Source organism: Pseudomonadales bacterium (genome assembly GCA_024234215.1).
Lineage (GTDB): Bacteria > Pseudomonadota > Gammaproteobacteria > Pseudomonadales > UBA5862 > JACKOQ01.
Genome location: JACKOQ010000004.1, coordinates 123307 through 143225, shown reverse-complemented (window position 1 = coordinate 143225; position 19919 = coordinate 123307). Strand labels below are relative to the sequence as shown.

10 protein-coding genes, 2 tRNA genes and 3 rRNA genes are annotated in these 19919 nt (G+C 62.7%); all 15 read right to left on the bottom strand.

Annotated elements, in window-relative coordinates; genetic code table 11:
* Positions 1–20: 20 nt before the first annotated feature.
* Positions 21–647, bottom strand: a complete 627-nt coding sequence (locus H7A13_09105; protein ID MCP5333495.1) for a membrane integrity-associated transporter subunit PqiC — start codon at positions 645–647, stop codon at positions 21–23.
* Positions 644–1564, bottom strand: coding sequence for an MCE family protein (locus H7A13_09100; GenBank protein MCP5333494.1), 921 nt, complete (start codon positions 1562–1564; stop codon positions 644–646). The genes H7A13_09105 and H7A13_09100 overlap by 4 nt, the downstream gene beginning before the upstream one ends.
* Before the next feature lie 5 nt (positions 1565–1569).
* Positions 1570–2346, bottom strand: a complete 777-nt coding sequence (locus H7A13_09095) for an ATP-binding cassette domain-containing protein (GenBank protein ID MCP5333493.1) — start codon at positions 2344–2346, stop codon at positions 1570–1572.
* The gene (locus H7A13_09090) at positions 2343–3470 is read right to left on the bottom strand and encodes an ABC transporter permease (protein ID MCP5333492.1); all 1128 of its coding nucleotides are present in this window, start codon (positions 3468–3470) and stop codon (positions 2343–2345) included. Before H7A13_09090 ends, H7A13_09095 begins: the two co-directional genes overlap by 4 nt.
* A 72-nt stretch (positions 3471–3542) precedes the next feature.
* Positions 3543–4874 (bottom strand): acetate/propionate family kinase, encoded by a 1332-nt coding sequence (locus H7A13_09085; protein MCP5333491.1) that lies wholly within the window; start codon positions 4872–4874, stop codon positions 3543–3545.
* Positions 4780–6423 (bottom strand): alpha-D-glucose phosphate-specific phosphoglucomutase, encoded by a 1644-nt coding sequence (locus H7A13_09080; protein ID MCP5333490.1) that lies wholly within the window; start codon positions 6421–6423, stop codon positions 4780–4782. Before H7A13_09080 ends, H7A13_09085 begins: the two co-directional genes overlap by 95 nt.
* 166 nt (positions 6424–6589) lie before the next feature.
* A complete protein-coding gene (locus H7A13_09075; GenBank protein MCP5333489.1) occupies positions 6590–8986 on the bottom strand; it encodes a phosphoketolase family protein in 2397 nt (798 codons plus the stop codon).
* Positions 8987–9041: 55 nt separating this feature from the next.
* The gene (locus tag H7A13_09070; protein MCP5333488.1) at positions 9042–9785 is read right to left on the bottom strand and encodes an NAD(P)H-flavin reductase; all 744 of its coding nucleotides are present in this window, start codon (positions 9783–9785) and stop codon (positions 9042–9044) included.
* A 143-nt stretch (positions 9786–9928) separates the two neighbouring features.
* Positions 9929–10044, bottom strand: a 5S ribosomal RNA gene (gene rrf, locus H7A13_09065).
* Positions 10045–10142: 98 nt separating this feature from the next.
* A 23S ribosomal RNA gene (locus tag H7A13_09060) occupies positions 10143–13062 on the bottom strand.
* 226 nt (positions 13063–13288) lie between these two features.
* A tRNA-Ala gene (locus H7A13_09055) sits at positions 13289–13364 on the bottom strand.
* 41 nt (positions 13365–13405) lie between these two features.
* Positions 13406–13482, bottom strand: a tRNA-Ile gene (locus H7A13_09050).
* Between the two features lie 88 nt (positions 13483–13570).
* Positions 13571–15114: ribosomal RNA gene (locus tag H7A13_09045) — 16S ribosomal RNA — on the bottom strand.
* Together the 16S, 23S and 5S rRNA genes with 2 tRNA genes alongside form the textbook arrangement of a ribosomal RNA operon.
* A 250-nt stretch (positions 15115–15364) precedes the next feature.
* Entirely contained in the window at positions 15365–19249 is a 3885-nt protein-coding gene (gene purL / locus H7A13_09040; protein ID MCP5333487.1) for a phosphoribosylformylglycinamidine synthase, read from the bottom strand.
* On the bottom strand, positions 19249–19752 hold the full coding sequence (tadA, locus tag H7A13_09035) for a tRNA adenosine(34) deaminase TadA (GenBank protein MCP5333486.1): 504 nt from the start codon (positions 19750–19752) through the stop codon (positions 19249–19251). Before tadA ends, purL begins: the two co-directional genes overlap by 1 nt.
* Between the last annotated feature and the right edge of the window lie 167 nt (positions 19753–19919).

Genomic DNA, 19919 nt, shown 5'->3' with positions numbered 1-19919 from the left:
GTCATTGTCGGGGTGAAGTATCAGGGTGATGGCTCGGCCAAAGCGGCATGACGAAGCTGGGTCTCGGCCAGCCAGGCCAGCAGCCGGCCGATGGCCTGGTCGGTGGCCTGGCCGAGTCCGCGCACCGCGCCGGCGGGGCCGGTCGCGCTGGCCACCCGTCCTTCCAGCAGCGGCGAGGCCCACTGCCGGCGACCGCGCGGCTCCTTCAATACCGCCTGCAGGGCAACCACGGCGGTGGCGGATGGTCCCGTGTACTCCTGTTCGAACCGCAGCAGGCGTACTTCGAGCCGGTAGCGTGGGCTCTGCGGATCGGCGGCAGCGGGGTGAGCCGCCAGCAGCGTCTGTTGCAGGCGATCGAGCAGCAGCTCGCGCGGGGCGGCCAGCCACTGGTCGTCGGGATAGCTGTGCAGCGCCGTCTCGTCCGTGCCCGACTGTCGATAGCGCACGGCCAGATCATTCAGCCAGGGTGGTGCATCGACCGCGAGCAGCGGAACCTCCCGCAGTTCGATCGCGGACGGTGGCGGCAGCCAGCCCAGGTCATGCGGTGTCTGGGGCGGCGGACGCTGGCCTTGCAGCCAACCGGTGCAGCCGCTGAGCAGCAGGGCCAGCAGCAGGATCAGGGCCGGATGGCGATGGTGGGCGGTCATGGCGCATGGCTCCGCTGGGAGGTGGAGGGTTCCGGCTCGGGCGCGCGGCCGCGACCGAGAATCAGGCTGGACGGGTCGCGCCGCAGTTCGTCGCCGAGCCGTTCGAGGTTGCGGGCCGCCGCTTCGATCTCCTGCAGGGTGCTCTGGGTGGCTGGCAGCGTCTCGACCAGCAGCGTCTCTGCGGTGTTGTCGGCCAGGCTGCTGACGGCATCGAGCCGGGCAGTGGTCTGGCGCACCTGAACCAGGGTGGCCTCCAGTTCACGGGCGATCTGCTCGACATGGGCCATGGTCTGGCTGCCATCCTCACTGATCTTGGGCAACCGTTGCACCATCGGCTCCAGCCGCTGGGTGAATTCGGCCAGCTTGCGGGTGGTGACTTCGACGTTGGCCATGGTCTGGCGAAAGCTGCTCTGGTTTTCCGGACCCAGCAGCTGCTGCAGTTGCACCAGCAGTTGCTGGAACTGCGTCAGCACGTTCTGCCCGGCATCACTCAGTGACTCGAACAGCGAGGGACGCATCGGAATGCGGGCCAGACTTGCGGAACTGCTCGGCAACCGTGGCGCATCGGGCGGACCATCGTCGGCCAGCTCGACCTGCGCCAGACCGGTGATGCCCATGTAGCGCAGGGTGGCGTAGGTGTTGGCGGTGATGGGGATGTCGGGCTGAATCTCGATGCGGATGTGGATGTCCCGCGTGCCATCGTGGGCGAAATCGACTGTGGTGACCTGACCGATTTCGACGCCCCGGTAGCGGACGGTGGAGTAAGGCACCAGACCGGAAACCGCCCCCTGGGTGATCAGCAGATAGGGCGTGCGGGCCTGTCGGGTGTCATGCAGCCAGAATGAGGCCAGCGCGGAGGCCAGTCCAAGACCGATCACGAACAGACCCGTCAGCAGGGCATGGGCTCGGTTTTCCATGGCAATTACCGCCGTGTGTCGAGGAGTCGGCCGCCGCGGCGGCCATGAAAATAGCTGCGGATGAAGGGGTGGTCACAGGCCACCACCTCATCCAGGGTGCCGACCACCACCAGCTTGCGCTCGGCCAGCACGGCAATGCGGTCGCACAGGTCGACCAGGGTGTCGAGGTCATGGGTCACCAGCACGACGGTCAGGCCGAGCACGCCGCGCAGCTCGGCGATCAGGTCGACGAACAGCTCACTGGCGACCGGGTCGAGCCCAGAGGTGGGCTCATCGAGCAGCAGCAGTTCGGCATCGAGCGCCAGTGCCCGCGCCAGGCCGACACGCTTGACCATGCCGCCGGAGAGCTCGGCTGGATAACGCAGTCCATCCTCGGGTTTGAGACCCACCATCGCCAGCTTGAGCCGGACCAGCTCCCGGATCATCGCCTCATCGAGGCGGCGCAGCTCCCGCAGTGGCAGGGCGACATTCTCGGCCACCGTCAGCGCGGTGAACAGCGCGCCATATTGAAACAGCACACCCCAGCGTTGACGCAGCCTGGCCGCCGCGCTGCCGCGAAGGTCGAACAGCGGCTCACCGAAGGCAATGACCCTGCCGGCGCTCGGGCGCTGCAGGCCGATCATCTGCCGCAGCAGCGTGGTCTTGCCCGAGCCTGACCCGCCCACCAGTCCCAGCACCTCACCGCGGCGCACGGTGAGGTCGATGCCATCATGAACCAACTGCGACCCGAAGCGGGTGACGATGCCACGCAGCTCGATGACCGACGCGCTGTCGCGGCTCATTCGCTCCAGCCCACGTCACGCAGTGCGATGGCGAACAGCGCATCGGCCAGGATCACCAGCGTGATGGCGGTCACCACGGCGTTGGTGGTCTCATACCCCAGGCTTTCGGTATTGGGCTTGATGCGCAGGCCGAAGTGGCAGGCCACCAGGCCGATGACGACACCGAAGGCCACCGACTTGATCAGCGCAATCCAGTAGGTGGCCACCGGAATGGCGGCCGGCAGGTCGGTCAGAAACTGCCCGAAGCTGATGTCGAGCTCGTTCTGTGCCACCACCATGCCACCGAAGATCGCCGCGGCCATGGTCCAGAATGCCAGCAACGGCATGACCAGGGCGAGCGCGATCACCTTCGGCAGCAGGATGCGCTTGAACGGCGAGATGCCGAGGGTTCTGAGCGCATCGAGCTCCTGGGTCAGCCGCATCACGCCCAGCTCGGCGGTGATCGATGAACCGGAGCGACCCGCGATCAGAATGGCCGCCAGCATCGGCCCCAGTTCGCGGGTCACCGTCAGCCCCATCAGGTTGACGATGAAGCGCTCACCGCCCAGCAGCCGCAGTTGCAGGGCCGACAGGTAGCTGAGTACGACGCCGATCAGCAGCCCGACCAGGCCGGTGATCAGCAGCGCCCGCCCACCGCTCTTGTGGATGCTGGCCGAAATCTCCCGCCACGGAATCCGGGTCGGACGGGTCACGATACCGAGCAGATCCAGCGTCAACTGCCCCAGCAGGGCGATCAGTTCACGCAGATGAACGGCTCCGCTCAACACGGCCGCGCCGAGTCGGGTCACCGGCGCCAGCAGATGGCGTCTGGGTGGCTGAACCGCTGGCGGCAACTGCGCCAGCCGCAGAAGCAGTGGTTCATGCTCAGGGCGCAACCGCAGCTGTGATGGACGCCGTTCGCCCCACTGTTGCCAGAGCAGCAGTGCACCGCTGCTGTCGAGACCGTCGAGCGTTTCGAGGTCCCACAGCGCATCTGCACTGCGCCCACAGGCCGCAAGCTGCTCGCGCAGCCGGCCGAGCGTGGTGGCCGACAGATGACGCAGCACCCACTGCCCCGAGAGCAGGATGCGGCGCTGGCCGTTCTGCGCTTCGACATGCAGGCGCGGGGTGTCGTCGATCGGCATTGTCAGAGGTCAACTCCAGAAGCGCGGCCCACGCAGTGTGGCACCGGTTGCGGCCACCATTCTGCCACTGTTTCACCCGGCCGGTTCGACATCCAGCACCACCGCCCGGGTGTGCCGGGCGATCACCAGCGCCTCATCGGTGGGAAGGCACCAGGCCGACACCGGGCTGCCGGCGGCGGTGATGCAGGCAGCGCCGCGCCGATTGGCCGTCTCGTCCAGCGCCATGCCGAGCCAGGCCGAGGCGGTGACGATGCGTTGGCGAATCAGCGGGGAGTTCTCGCCCATGCCGCCGGTGAACACCAGCGCATCCACGCCACCCAGCATGGCGGTGAGCGCGCCGATCTCCCGGGCGGTGCGCTGCACGAAGTGGTCGACCGCCAGTTGCGCGCGCGGTTCACTGCTCGCCAGCAGCGTGCGCATGTCGCCACTGAGGCCCGACAGCCCGAGCAGACCCGACTGCCGATAGAGCAGTCGCTCCAGCTCTTCAAAACTCATGCCGCGTTCTCCCGCCAGATAGAGCAGCACACCGGGGTCGATCGCGCCGCAACGACTGCCCATCGGCAGGCCATCGAGCGGCGAAAAACCCATGGTCGAATCGATGCTGCGGCCCGCCCGCAACGCACAGAGGCTGGCACCGCTGCCGAGGTGGGCGACGATCACGCGCCCCCCGGCAATGGCCGGTGCCACCTGATGCAGCCGGTCGGCGATGTACTCGCAAGAGAGGCCATGAAAGCCGTAACGGCGCACGCCAGCCACATAATGCTCCCACGGCAGTGCGTAGAGGTCGGCCAGTTGTGAATGGCTGCGATGAAAGGCGGTGTCGAAACAGGCCACCTGCGGAACCTGCGGCCACAGCGCCTCGATCGCACGAATCGCCGCCAGGTTGTGCGGCTGATGCAGCGGCGCCAGCGGAATCAGCCGCTCCAGTGTCGCGAGCAGCGCCGCGTCAACCCGCACCGGTGCGGCATGGTCGACGCCGCCATGCACCACCCGGTGGCCCACGGCCAGCAGCGCTGCATCGGCCAGCCGCCCGCGCAGCCAGCCGCACAGCAGCCCGATCGCGGCCTCCATCTCGCCTGCCTCGGCCGGCGTCAAGCTGCGCTCATCGGTCACCTGACCGGCGCCAGTGCGCAGCCTCCATCGCGGCTCATGGCCGATGCCTGAGATCTCGCCCTCTTCGATCCGTTGCAGGGCCACGGCTTCATCGGGCTGGAACAGCGAAAACTTCAGGCTGGAGGAGCCGGCATTGAGCACCAGGATCGCACCCTGCTGGTGGTTGGCCGCCCTGCCCGGTTTCACGCTGCTGCCATCACTTCGCCGCTGCGGCAAATGCCCGGGCGATGATGGCCTGTGCCTCGTCCTGGATGCGCGCCAGGTGTTCGCTGCCACGAAAACTCTCGGCATAGAGCTTGTAGACCTCTTCGGTGCCCGACGGCCGCGCGGCGAACCAGCCTTGGGCGGTCACCACCTTGAGTCCGCCAATCGCCGCGCCATTGCCCGGTGCCGTGGTGAGCATCGCCTGAATCGGATCGCCGGCCAGTTGATGGGCCTCGACATCGCGTGGCGACAGCTTCTGCAGCGTGGCCTTCTGTGCCGCCGTGGCCGGCGCATCGATGCGGGCATAGAGCGGCGCGCCCAGCTCGGCGGTGAGGTCGGCATAGAGTTCGGCCGGGTCACGGCCGCAACGGGCCATCAGTTCCACCGCCAGCAGGTCCATGATCAGGCCATCCTTGTCGGTGCTCCAGACCGTGCCATCGCGCCGCAGAAACGCAGCCCCCGCGCTCTCCTCGCCACCGAAGCCCATCGAGCCATCGCGCAGTCCATCGACGAACCACTTGAAGCCGACCGGCACCTCCAGCAGCCGGCGGCCGATCCGGCCGGCCACCCGGTCGATCATGCTGCTGCTGACCACGGTCTTGCCGATCGCCGCATCGGCGCGCCAGTGCGGTCGGTGGGTGAACAGGTAGTGAATCGCCGCCGTCAGAAAGTGGTTGGGATTCATCAACCCGGCACGGGTGACGATGCCGTGGCGGTCGTAGTCGGTGTCGTTGCCAAAGGCGATGTCGAAACGCTCCCGCAGCGCAATCAGCCCGGCCATCGCATGGGGCGACGAGCAGTCCATACGAATCTTGCCATCCCAGTCGAGCGGCATGAAGCCAAAGGCCGGATCGATCCGCTGATTGACCACCTCGATCTGCACCCCATGGCGTTCGACGATCGCGCCCCAGTAGGCGATGCCGGCGCCCCCCAGCGGATCGGCGCCGATCTTCAAGCCAGATGCGCGGATCGTGTCCATCTCCACCACCGCCGCCAAATCATCGACATAGCGTCCCACATAGTCATGGGAATGGACCGCCTGTCGTGCCCGCGCCTCGGCGATGCGCGACACCGCTTTCAGCCCGTTGGCCAGATGCCAGTTGGCCCGCTCCTCGATCCAGCGGGTGATGCCGGTGTCAGCCGGTCCGCCATGGGGCGGGTTGTACTTGAAGCCGCCATCCTCCGGCGGATTGTGCGAAGGGGTGATGACGATGCCATCGGCCAGGCCGCTGTCGCGGCCACGGTTGTGGCAGAGAATCGCATGGGAGATCGCCGGCGTGGGGGTATAGCCCCCCGCCTGGTCGACCATCGTCTCGACACCATTGGCGACCAGCACCTCCAGCGCGGTGCCGAAGGCCGGCTCCGACAGGGCATGGGTGTCGCGGCCGATGAAGAGCGGCCCGCTGATCCCCTGCTGGCCGCGGTAATCGCAGATCGCCTGGCTGATCGCCAGCACATGGCCTTCGTTGAAGCTGCCGCGCAGTGACGAGCCGCGGTGACCGCTGGTGCCGAAGCTGACCCGCTGCGCCGGGTCATTCACATCGGGCATCAGTGAAGCGTAGGCGTCACGCAGCTTGCCAAGATCGACCAGCATGGCCGGTGGGGCGGTTGTTCCTGCCAGGGGATGAATGGACATGGTGTGACTCTGTCGGTGGAGGATGTTGAGGTGGTGCGGTTGCCGGGTGGATGTGCGCCTGAGCGAATCAATCAGTTCGCAGGCACATTGTATGATTCAGGAAAGCGCTCGCCATTGAGAGGAATCAGATGCGATGGCGAACAGCCACCCACACTGCTTGCCTCATTCAATAGGGCCACACCCAGTCGGTGATGTGCACCGGATCGGTGCCATGCTCATGGGCATAGGCCAGATTGAGGATGATCTCGTTCTTCATCTGCTCCTTGAGGTGGGCAGCACGCACCGCCAGCCCCGGCACCCGGTCGATCACATCCATCACCAGCGTGAAGCGGTCGGTCTGGTTCAAAATCGCCAGCTCCAGCGGGGTGTTGATGTTGCCGCGCTCCTTGTAGCCGCGCACATGCAGGTTTTCGTGGTTTTTGAAGCGGTAGGCGAGCTTGTGGATCAGCCAGGGATAACCATGGAAGTTGAAAATCACCGGCCGGTCGGTGGTAAAGAGGCTGTCGAAGTCACGTTCGGTCGAACCATGTGGATGCTCCGAGGCTGGCTGCATCCGGTAGAGGTCGACCACATTGACGAAGCGCACCCGCAGATCAGGCAACTGCTCGCGCAGGATGGCGGTGGCCGCCAGCGCCTCCTGGGTGGCGACATCGCCACAGCAGGCCATCACCACATCCGGCTCGACGCCATCATCGTTGCTGGCCCGCGCCCAGATGCCGATGCCCTTGGCGCAGTGGACGATCGCCTCGTCAATGCTGGTGAATTGCAGATGCTGCTGCTTGTCGGCAACGATGACATTGATGCAGTCGGTCGAACGCAGACAGTGGTCCGCCACCACCAGCAGGGTGTTGGCATCGGGTGGCAGGTAGATGCGGGTGACGCTCGGACTCTTGTTGGTCACCAGATCGATGAATCCCGGATCCTGATGCGAGAAACCGTTGTGGTCTTGCCGCCAGACCGTGGAAGAGAGCAGGATGTTCTGCGAAGCCACCGATGCACGCCAAGGCACATGGTTCTTGCAGATGTCCAGCCACTTGGCGTGCTGGTTGAACATCGAGTCGATGACGTGGGCAAAGGCCTCATAGGTGTGAAAGAGGCCATGCCGGCCGGTCAGCAGATAGCCTTCGAGCCAGCCGATCAGCGTGTGCTCCGAAAGCATCTCCATCACCCGCCCATCGCGTGACAGCTCGCCGCCATCGGCATCCTCGGGATAGATCTCCGCCATCCAGACCTTCTTGGTCGCCTCGTAGACCGCCTGCAGCCGGTTGGAGGCGGTCTCATCCGGACCAAACAGACGAAAGTTGGTCGGGTTGTCGCGCAGGATGTCGCGCAAGAAGGTCCCCAATGGCCGGGTGTTCTCGTAGAGCAGATGGCCGGGCTGGGTCACATCCACCGCATGATGGCGAAAATCGGGCAGCTTCAGCGCCTTGCGCAGCACTCCACCATTGGCATGCGGATTGGCGCTCATGCGCCGGTCACCCTCCGGGGCCAGTGCGCGCAGCTCCGGCCGCAGCGTGCCGTTGGCATCGAACAGCTCCTGCGGCCGGTAGCTCTGCAGCCAGCTTTCGAGCTGTTGCAGATGGACTGGATCCTTGCGCACATCGGTCAGCGGCACCTGGTGCGAACGCCACGATCCCTCGGCTTGGTGGCCATCGATCTGCTTCGGGCCGGTCCAGCCCTTCGGCGAGCGCAACACGATCATCGGCCAGCGTGGCCGCTCGATGATGCCGCCGTTGCGCGCCGCCTGCTGGGCCGCGCGAATCTCGCCGATCGCCCGCTCCAAGGTGGCTGCCATCTTCTGGTGCATCGACTGCGGCTCATCGCCCTCGACAAAGTGCGGGGTGTAGCCGTAGCCACGGAACAGCGCATCGAGCTCATCACGGCTGATGCGGGCCAGCAGCGTCGGATTGGCAATCTTGTAGCCGTTGAGGTTCAGAATCGGCAGCACCGCGCCATCGCGCGCCGGATTGATGAACTTGTTGGAGTGCCAGGCTGTGGCCAGCGGCCCGGTCTCCGCCTCGCCATCACCCACCACACAGGCCACGATCAGCTGCGGATTGTCGAGGCAGGCGCCATAGGCATGTGCCAGACTGTAGCCCAGCTCGCCACCTTCGTGGATCGAGCCCGGCGTCTCCGGCGTCACATGCGAACCAATGTGGCCCGGAAACGAGAACTGCTTGAAGAAGCGGCGCAGCCCTTCGACATCCTGGCTTTTGTCGGGGTAGATTTCGGAATAGGTGCCCTCCAGATAGGTCGGCCCCAACACCCCGGGCGCCCCATGGCCCGGACCAGCCATGAAGAGCACATCCAGCGCATCGCGCCTGATCAGACGGTTCAGATGGGTCCAGACAAAGGAGAGTGCCGGACTCGCTCCCCAATGACCGAGCAGGCGATGCTTGACATGCTCGATCCGCAGCGGTTCGCGCAACAGCGGATTGTCGCGCAGATAGATCATGCCCACCGACAGGTAGTTGCAGGCGCGCCACCAGGCATCGATCAGCGCCAGCTCCTGCATGCTCAACGGATTGGCCGGATCGGGTTGCTCCAAGGCTGGCGGCGTCATCTTCGTACCTCTGTGACAGTTGCCCAGTATCGGCAACTATCCTACCTGAACGAATTCATCGCCGCTGCCACCCCGACCATTCACGCGGTGCATAGGCGAATGCATCGGCGTGGCACTGTTCAGGCTGAAGCCTCAGTGGCAACAGCGCATCCAAGGTGCCGTAGACCATCCCCGGTGATCCGCTCAGATAGACCTCCATCCCCGCAAGTGACGAGAAATCCTCCGCAATCACCTCGTGAAGCAGCCCCCTGCGGCCCTGCCAGCGTGCATCGGGGCCAAACAGCGTCGCTTGATAGCGAAACAGTGGATGTTCCTTCTGCCATCTCCGCGGCAGGGGTTCCAGATAGAGATCGTGGGGGTGGTAGGCCCCCCAGTAGAGATACAGTGGCGACTGGCAGCGCCAGTGAAGGCAGTGCTCGACCAGCGACTTCATCTGGGCAAAACCGGTGCCGGCAGCTATGAACAGCGTCGGCCGGTCTGGGAGGGCGTCGAGCAGACAGTCGCCAAACGGCAGTTCCACCAGCAGCGGTTCGCGCCGTTCGATCAGCCGTTCGATCTCCAGCGAATCCGCGGAATCGGCCGAGATGCGAATGTGCAGTTCGAGGTGATCAGTCTGGTGCGGTGGATTGGCGATCGAGAACGGACACCAGCGGCCGCCCGAAAGTCCGATCTGCGCATACTGTCCGGCCATAAAATCGAAACCAGTGAGCGATTCAGGCCGCAAGATCACCCGGCGGGTGGCGCCCAAACACTCGACCTCGACAATCTCACAGCGATGGCGGTTCGCCTGACTGGGCATCTGCCGTATCCTCGCGCAGAATCGCTCCACACCGAAACATGGTCACTCCAGTTTCGATATGGAGTCGTAGCTGTTTTAGTGGCCTATTTTCCACTCCAAAAACAAAAGCCCCGTTGTTGAAGCGGGGCTTTTGTTTTTTGGGAGCCTGACGATGACCTACTCTCACATGGGGAGACCCCACACTACCATCGGCGATGCATCGTTTCACTTCTGAGTTCGGAATGGGATCAGGTGGTACCAATGCTCTATGGTCGTCAGGCAAACTGACGGCTTGCTTGGTGCAAGCCAGATTCTCCCACCCTGGGGTGGGCCGGCCATGACGGTGTGACTCGATCGGATTCTTTCTTCGGTGTGTCACCCAGACTTCTTGGGTGTTATATGGTCAAGCCTCACGGGCAATTAGTACGGGTTAGCTCAACGCCTCACAGCGCTTACACACCCCGCCTATCAACCTGGTGGTCTTCCAGGGCCCTTCAGGGAGCTCACGGCTCCAGGGAGATCTCATCTTGGGGTGGGCTTCCCGCTTAGATGCTTTCAGCGGTTATCCCGTCCGTACATAGCTACCCGGCAATGCCACTGGCGTGACAACCGGAACACCAGAGGAACGTCCACTCCGGTCCTCTCGTACTAGGAGCAGCTCCCCTCAAATCTCCAACGCCCACGACAGATAGGGACCGAACTGTCTCACGACGTTCTAAACCCAGCTCGCGTACCACTTTAAATGGCGAACAGCCATACCCTTGGGACCGGCTACAGCCCCAGGATGTGATGAGCCGACATCGAGGTGCCAAACACCGCCGTCGATATGAACTCTTGGGCGGTATCAGCCTGTTATCCCCGGAGTACCTTTTATCCGTTGAGCGATGGCCCTTCCATACAGAACCACCGGATCACTAAGACCTGCTTTCGCACCTGCTCGACTTGTCCGTCTCGCAGTTAAGCGGGCTTATGCCTTTGCACTAACCGCATGATGTCCGACCATGCTTAGCCCACCTTCGCGCTCCTCCGTTACTCTTTGGGAGGAGACCGCCCCAGTCAAACTACCCACCAGACACTGTCCTCGACCCGGATTACGGGCCCAGGTTAGAACCCCGACATGACCAGGGTGGTATTTCAAGGTTGGCTCCACCAGAACTGGCGTCCCGGCTTCAAAGCCTCCCACCTATCCTACACAAGTCAGGTCAAAGTCCAGTGTAAAGCTATAGTAAAGGTTCACGGGGTCTTTCCGTCTTGCCGCGGGTACACTGCATCTTCACAGCGATTTCAATTTCACTGAGTCTCGGGTGGAGACAGTGTGGCCATCGTTACGCCATTCGTGCAGGTCGGAACTTACCCGACAAGGAATTTCGCTACCTTAGGACCGTTATAGTTACGGCCGCCGTTTACCGGGGCTTCGATCAAGAGCTTCGCTTACGCTAACCCCATCAATTAACCTTCCGGCACCGGGCAGGCGTCACACCCTATACGTCCTCTTACGAGTTTGCAGAGTGCTGTGTTTTTAATAAACAGTCGCAGCCACCTGGTATCTGCGACCTCCTCAGCTCCATCCGCAAGGGACTTCACCATCAAAGCGGCGTACCTTCTCCCGAAGTTACGGTACCATTTTGCCTAGTTCCTTCACCCGAGTTCTCTCAAGCGCCTTGGTATTCTCTACCCGACCACCTGTGTCGGTTTGGGGTACGGCCTCTCGTTGCCTGAAGCTTAGAAGTTTTTCCTGGAAGCAGGGCATCAACCACTTCTCCCTCCGTGGAGGGATCGTCATCACGTCTCAGGATTGTGCGCCCGGATTTGCCTAAGCACACTCCCTACTCGCTTAAACCTGGACTACCAACGCCAGGCTGGCCTAGCCTTCTCCGTCACTCCATCGCAGCAACGAGCGGTACAGGAATATTAACCTGTTTGCCATCGATTACGCCTTTCGGCCTCACCTTAGGATCCGACTCACCCTGCCCCGATTAACGTTGGACAGGAACCCTTGGTCTTTCGGCGAGGGGGTTTTTCACCCCCTTTGTCGTTACTCATGTCAGCATTCGCACTTCTGATACCTCCAGCAAGCCTCTCGACTCACCTTCATCGGCCTACAGAACGCTCCTCTACCACTTGGCAATGCCAAGTCCGCAGCTTCGGTGGACAGTTTGAGCCCCGTTATATCTTCCGCGCAGGCCGACTCGACCAGTGAGCTATTACGCTTTCTTTAAAGGATGGCTGCTTCTAAGCCAACCTCCTGGCTGTCTGTGCCTTCCCACATCGTTTCCCACTTAACTGTCACTTGGGGACCTTAGCTGGCGGTCTGGGTTGTTTCCCTTTTGACGACGGACGTTAGCACCCGCCGTCTGTCTCCCTCGCTGACACTTCCTGGTATTCGGAGTTTGCATCGGTTTGGTAAGTCGGGATGACCCCCTAGCCGAAACAGTGCTCTACCCCCAGCAGTGATACATGAGGCGCTACCTAAATAGCTTTCGAGGAGAACCAGCTATCTCCGAGCTTGATTAGCCTTTCACTCCGATCCACAACTCATCCGAATCTTTTTCAACAGATTTCGGTTCGGGCCTCCAGTCGGTGTTACCCAACCTTCAACCTGCCCATGGATAGATCGCCCGGTTTCGGGTCTATTCCCAGCGACTAACGCCCTATTAAGACTCGCTTTCGCTACGCCTCCCCTATACGGTTAACCTCGCCACTGAGAATAACTCGCTGACCCATTATACAAAAGGTACGCAGTCACCCGTCCGCAGACAGGCTCCCACTGCTTGTACGCACAGGGTTTCAGGGTCTATTTCACTCCCCTCTCCGGGGTTCTTTTCGCCTTTCCCTCACGGTACTGGTTCACTATCGGTCAGCTGGGAGTATTTAGCCTTGGAGGATGGTCCCCCCATCTTCAATCAGGATACCACGTGTCCCGACCTACTCGTTTTCATCGGCAATGCCCTTTCGTGTACGGGGCTGTCACCCGCTATGGCCCCACTTTCCAGAGGGTTCCACTAGAACAATGCCAACTTAAGGGCTAATCCCCGTTCGCTCGCCGCTACTAAGGGAATCTCGGTTGATTTCTTTTCCTCCGGGTACTTAGATGTTTCAGTTCCCCGGGTTCGCCTCGCACACCTATGGATTCAGTGTGCGATACTCAGGTTTTCCTGAGTGGGTTTCCCCATTCGGACATCTCCGGATCAAAGCTTGTTTGCCAGCTCCCCGAAGCTTATCGCAGGCTTCCACGTCCTTCATCGCCTCCAGCTGCCAAGGCATCCACCCTGTGCGCTTGTTCACTTGACCATATAACCCCAAGAGGTCTCGGTCAGTGACACACATACATTCAGAATCCTATCGCTTGAGTCACACTCAACGCCAATCAAACCTGCTCGCGCAAGCCCGATTCGCGTGATTCGTCATAGCCAGATTGTTAAAGAGCGTTCTGCCAGAGGACAGAGAACGATGGACTCAGGAAATCCGCCGTTCTCTCTTCTCTATCTGTGATTTCAGTCTTCTTCCCAGGCGCTCTCATCAGGTGGTGGAGCCGAGGAGGATCGAACTCCTGACCTCCTGCGTGCAAGGCAGGCGCTCTCCCAGCTGAGCTACGGCCCCGGTCGACCCGATGCGCACGCACGCCGCACCCCTGCGCCATCTGGTGGGTCTGGGAGGACTCGAACCTCCGGCCTCACCCTTATCAGGGGTGCGCTCTAACCACCTGAGCTACAGACCCAGATTGACCCGCGATCTTCCATCAGAAAGAACCGAAATCTTCGATCAAGCAATACGTTGTGAGCGCTGATACAGGCTCAAGGATTCGTTTAAGGAGGTGATCCAGCCGCACCTTCCGATACGGCTACCTTGTTACGACTTCACCCCAGTCATGAATCACACCGTGGTAACCGTCCTCCCGAAGGTTAGACTAGCTACTTCTGGTGCAACCCACTCCCATGGTGTGACGGGCGGTGTGTACAAGGCCCGGGAACGTATTCACCGCAGCATTGCTGATCTGCGATTACTAGCGATTCCGACTTCACGGAGTCGAGTTGCAGACTCCGATCCGGACTGAGATGGGGTTTCTGGGATTGGCTGGCTCTCGCGAGTTTGCAGCCCTCTGTCCCCACCATTGTAGTACGTGTGTAGCCCTGGCCGTAAGGGCCATGATGACTTGACGTCATCCCCACCTTCCTCCGGTTTGTCACCGGCAGTCTCCTTAGAGTTCCCACCATTACGTGCTGGCAACTAAGGACAAGGGTTGCGCTCGTTGCGGGACTTAACCCAACATCTCACGACACGAGCTGACGACAGCCATGCAGCACCTGTCTCACGGTTCCCGAAGGCACCAATCCATCTCTGGAAAGTTCCGTGGATGTCAAGGCCAGGTAAGGTTCTGCGCGTTGCATCGAATTAAACCACATACTCCACCGCTTGTGCGGGCCCCCGTCAATTCATTTGAGTTTTAGCCTTGCGGCCGTACTCCCCAGGCGGAGAACTTAGCGCGTTAGCTACGCCACCAAACCCCGAAGGGCCCGACGGCCAGTTCTCATCGTTTACAGCGTGGACTACCAGGGTATCTAATCCTGTTTGATCCCCACGCTTTCGCACCTCAGCGTCAGTATCAGTCCAGGGGGCCGCCTTCGCCACTGATGTTCCTCCCGATCTCTACGCATTTCACCGCTACACCGGGAATTCCGCCCCCCTCTACCATACTCTAGCCTGACAGTTTGGGATGCAGTTCCCAGGTTGAGCCCAGGGCTTTCACATCCCACTTGTCAAACCGCCTACGTGCGCTTTACGCCCAGTAATTCCGATTAACGCTTGCACCCTCCGTATTACCGCGGCTGCTGGCACGGAGTTAGCCGGTGCTTATTCTGTGGGTAACGTCAATCATCCATGGTATTAGCATGAATGCCTTCCTCCCCACCTAAAGGGCTTTACAACCCGAAGGCCTTCTTCACCCACGCGGCATGGCTGGATCAGGCTTGCGCCCATTGTCCAATATTCCCCACTGCTGCCTCCCGTAGGAGTCCGGACCGTGTCTCAGTTCCGGTGTGACTGGTCATCCTCTCAGACCAGCTACGGATCGTCGCCTTGGTGAGCCCTTACCCCACCAACTAGCTAATCCGACGCAGGCTCATCCAATAGCGCGAGGTCCGAAGATCCCCCGCTTTCCCCCTCAGGGCGTATGCGGTATTAGCCTGGGTTTCCCCAGGTTATCCCCCACTACTGGGTAGATTCCTACGTGTTACTCACCCGTCCGCCACTCGCCACCCAAAGAGCAAGCTCTTCTGTGCTGCCGTTCGACTTGCATGTGTTAGGCCTGCCGCCAGCGTTCAATCTGAGCCATGATCAAACTCTTCAGTTATTTCATCTCTTCGCAGCACTCCGCCAAACTTCAGCGAAGCACCACTGTCTGCTCAGAACATACTTTCATCAAACTCAAATGTTCAACGAGTACGCTCTTATCAGGTGTCCTCGACACCCGTAAAAGCGCCCACACGTATTGCTTGATCCAATCTCTTAAAGATCACGGCCGCCCTCAGCAACCGTCAGAGCAGCGCATTATACGGACCAATCCAGTCGTGGCAAGAGGTTTTTAAGCGCTGATTGAAAAATCATACGACCCAGGCCCGCGCGTTCTGGAACATCCGCAGCCAAGGGGCGGCTTCACCATCGCGGCTGGGGAACCAGGAGTGCTGCGAGACGCGGAACAGCCGCTCCGGGTGCGGCATCATGATGGTGGCGCGGCCGTCGATGCTGGTGAGCGCGGTGATGCCCGCTGGCGAGCCATTGGGGTTGAATGGATAGCGCTCCGTCACTCGCTGGTCATGGTCGACGTAGCGCAGGGCCACCGTTTTGGCCGATTCGCTCGCCTGCTGCATGCCATCGTCACTGAACACCGCCCGCCCCTCGCCATGCGCCACGGTGATCGGCAGGATGGAGCCCGCCATGTCGCGAAACAGAATGGCGGGCGACGCTTCAACCCGGACCAGTACCAGCCGCGCCTCGAACTGTTCGGAGCGGTTGCGCAGGAATCTCGGCCAGTGGTCGGCACCGGGAATGAGACTCTTGAGGCCGGACATCATCTGACAGCCGTTGCAGACACCGAGCGAGAAGCTGTCGACGCGCGCGAAAAAAGCGGCGAACTGCTCCCGCGCCCGCACGTTGTAGAGGATGCTTCTGGCCCAGCCCTGACCGGCACCCAGCACGTCGCCATAGGAAAAGCCACCGCAGGCCACCAACCCCTTGAAGTCGGCCAACGTGGTTTCGCCAGCGATGAGCTGGCTCATGTGCAGATCGATGGCATCGAAGCCGGCCCGGTCGAAGGCGGCCGCCATCTCGACCTGGCCATTCACCCCCTGCTCGCGCAGGATCGCCACCCGCGGGCGGGCACCCAGATTGAGATAGGGCAGCGCCGGGTTGGTCGCGCTGTCGAAGCTGGGCCACACCGTCAGACCTGGATCCTGCTCATCGGTAATGGCGGCAAACTCCTCATCGGCACAGTCGCTGTTGTCTCGCAGCGCCTGGATGCGGTGGCTGGTCTCGGCCCAGAGCTGCTGCAGCCGACTGCGCCGCTGCCGATAGAGGCAGTGGCCCTGGTGCCGGATCTCCAGCCAGCCATCGCTGGCAACGCTGGCCACCGGATGGGTCAGCGCCAGCAGCTGGTGCTGTTCGAGCAGCCTGGTGACCGCCTCCCGATCACTGTCGCGCAGCTGGATGACGGCGCCCAGCTCCTCGGCAAAGAGCGCCGGCAACAGCTCATCCTCGCGCTTGATCAGCCGATCGAGCTCGATCCGCAGGCCGGTGCGGGCGGCAAAGGCCATCTCGGCCAGGGTGACGAAGAGTCCACCATCGGAGCGGTCATGGTAGGCGAGCAGCAGACCGGCCCGATTGAGCTGCTGGATGGCCGCAAAAAAGGCACTCAGCCGTGCCGGCTGATCGAGATCGGGCCCCTCGCTGCCCACCTGGCCATAGACCTGCGCCAGCGCGGAGGCCCCGAGCCGGTTGCGACCGGCTCCCAGATCGATCAGCCACAGCTCGCTCGGCGTGCCGGTGTCGAGCTGTGGGGTCAGGGTGTGGCGGATGTCGGTGACCGGCGCGAAGGCGCTCACGATCAGCGACAGCGGCGAGACCACCTTTTTATCGGCTTCGGCCTCGCGCCACTGGGTGCGCATCGACAGCGAATCCTTGCCGACCGGGATGGCGATGCCGAGCGCCGGGCAGAGCTCCATCCCCACTGCACGCACGGTGTCGAACAGCTTTTCGTCCTCACCGGCCTCGCCGGCAGCCGCCATCCAGTTGGCCGAGAGTTTGATGTCGCCGAGCCTGTCGATGCGTGCCGCGGCGATGTTGGTGATTGCCTCACCCACCGCCATGCGGCCCGAGGCGGGGGCATCGATCAGCGCCAGCGGCGTGCGTTCGCCCATCGCCATCGCCTCGCCACGGTAACCGTCGAAGCTGGCGGCGGTGACGGCCAGGTCACTGACCGGCACCTGCCAGGGGCCAACCATCTGGTCGCGCGCCACCAGCCCGGTGACGCTGCGATCACCGATGGTGATCAGAAACTGCTTGCTGGCCACGCTCGGCAGCCGCAGCAGTCGTTCGATGGCGTCATCCAGCTTCACGCCCTCTAACCGCAGCGGTGGCAACGAATGTGGCTGGCGGGTGATGGCACGACGCATCTTCGGCGAGTTGCCGAACAGCAGTGACAGCGGCAGATCGACCGGCCGGTTGCCGAACTGACCATCTTCCAGCGTCAACTGCTGTGCTTCGGTCGCCTCGCCGACGACGGCATGGGGACAGCGCTCGCGCCGGCAGATGGCGACGAACCGCTCGAGCCGCTCGGCCGGTATCGCCAGCACATAGCGCTCCTGCGCCTCGTTGCACCAGATCTCCAGCGGCGAGAGGCCCGGCTCGGCGCTGGGCACGGCACGCAGATCGAAGTGTCCACCGCGTCCGCCATCCTTGATCAGCTCGGGCAGGGCATTGGAGAGCCCGCCGGCGCCGACGTCATGGATGAAGGCGATCGGATTCTCGTCGCCCAGCTGCCAGCAGCGGTCGATCACCTCCTGACAGCGACGTTGCATCTCGGGGTTGTCGCGCTGCACCGAGGCGAAATCGAGCTCGGCATCGCTGGCGCCCGAGGCCACGGACGAGGCGGCACCCCCTCCCAGCCCGATCAGCATCGCCGGGCCACCCAGCACCACCAGCCGGGTTCCGGCCGGATAGGGCTGCTTCTGCACATGCTGTGCACGGATGTTGCCCAGTCCACCGGCCAGCATGATCGGCTTGTGGTAGCCGTGGTATCGCGTCTCCAGCTGCTGCTCGAAGGTGCGGAAGTAGCCCAGCAGGTTGGGCCGGCCAAATTCGTTGTTGAAGGCCGCGCCACCCAGTGGACCATCGACCATGATCTCCAGCGGCGAGGCGATGCGTGCCGGTCGGCCGTAGTGGAACACCTCCCACGGCTGTTCGAAGCCGGGAATGCGCAGGTTGGAGACCGTGAAGCCGGTCAGGCCGGCCTTGGGTTTGGCGCCCAGCCCCACCGCCCCTTCGTCACGAATCTCGCCGCCCGCGCCGGTGGCGGCGCCCGGATGGGGCGCGATCGCGGTCGGATGGTTGTGGGTCTCGACCTTCATCAGGATGTGAATCGGCTCCTGGTGGCTCTGGTAGCGGTGGCTGTGCGGATCGGGAAAGAAGCGTCCGCCGCTGCCCCCTTCGATCACCGCCGCGTTGTCGGCATAGGCGCTGAGCACGCCGGCCGGGTGCCGTGCATGGGTGTTGCGGATCATGCCGAACAGCGACAGCGGCTGCGTCTCGCCATCGATCACCCATTCGGCATTGAAAATCTTGTGACGGCAATGCTCCGAATTGGCCTGGGCATACATCATCAGCTCGACATCGCTCGGATTGCGTCCAAGTTGCTGAAAAGCCGTGACCAGGTAGTCGATCTCCTCTTCGGCCAATGCCAGCCCCAGGGCGCCGTTGGCCTGCACCAGCGCAGCGCGACCGGCCCCCAGCAGGTCGATGGTGGTGAAGGTAGGCGCCTGCGCTTGGCTGAACAATTGCGCCAGTTCATCGCGATCGAACAGCACCTGCTGGGTCATGCGGTCATGCAGCAACGGCAGCAGTTGCTGCCACTGCTGCGGTTCGAGTCGATGGCGGCTGTCGATGCGGTAGACCAGTGCCCGCTCGATGCGCTGGATGGCGCCGAGGCCACAGTTGTGGGCGATGTCGGTCGCCTTGCTCGACCAGGCCGACAGGGTGCCGAAACGGGGCACGACGATCAGCTCCTGCGCCGCCGAGGAGGCCACCGCCGGCGTAGCCTCGAGCAGTGCCGCCAGCCGTGCCGATTCGTCGGCATCGAGCGGCCGGGCGCTCTGCACCAGATAGAGGTGGTGGGTCGCGCAGCCGGTGACCAGCTCCTGTCGTTGCTGCAAACGCTCGACGAGCCGGCGCAGTCGAAAGGGCGAAAGCGCCTCGGTGGTCGTCAACTCGATCATCATTCGGTCATCTCCTGGTCAAGAGTCGTGGCTCGGCCACGCAGACGGCGGGCACGAAAGAATTGGGTCAGGAGCGCACCGGCCTGTTCGGCCATCAGCCCCTCCTGAAAGTGAACCCGGTGGTTGAGTGCAGGGTTGTCGAGCACGCCGAGGGTCGAGACCACCGCTCCCTGCCGTGGCTCGCGCGCACCGTAGATCAACCGCCCCACCCGCGCATGCACCAGTGCTCCGGCACACATCGAACAGGGCTCGATGGTGACATAGAGGCTGCTGCCGGGCAGGCGGTAGTTGCCCAGTTGCCGCGCCGCCATCCGCAGCGCCACCACCTCGGCATGGGCGGTGGGATCGGCCGTGGTGATCACCTGATTGAAACCGGTGCCGATCACCTGGCCCTCGCGCACCACCACCGCACCCACCGGCACCTCGCCGACGGCAGCGGCCTGCGCGGCCAGTTCGAGTGCCAGCGCCATCCAGCGTGCGTCGCCGGACTGCGGTTCAGTCATGGCTGAATGGAAATGGGCAGTCATCACAGCACTGCTGCAAGGTCATGGAGTCCGCTCGGAGTGAAGGTCGGCAGCGCCGGTTCGTGCCACGCCTGGCGGTCACGGCACTGTGATAGGATTTGCGCCATTTTCTCACAGCATGGCCAGTGACTGGCAGCACCCCGTCA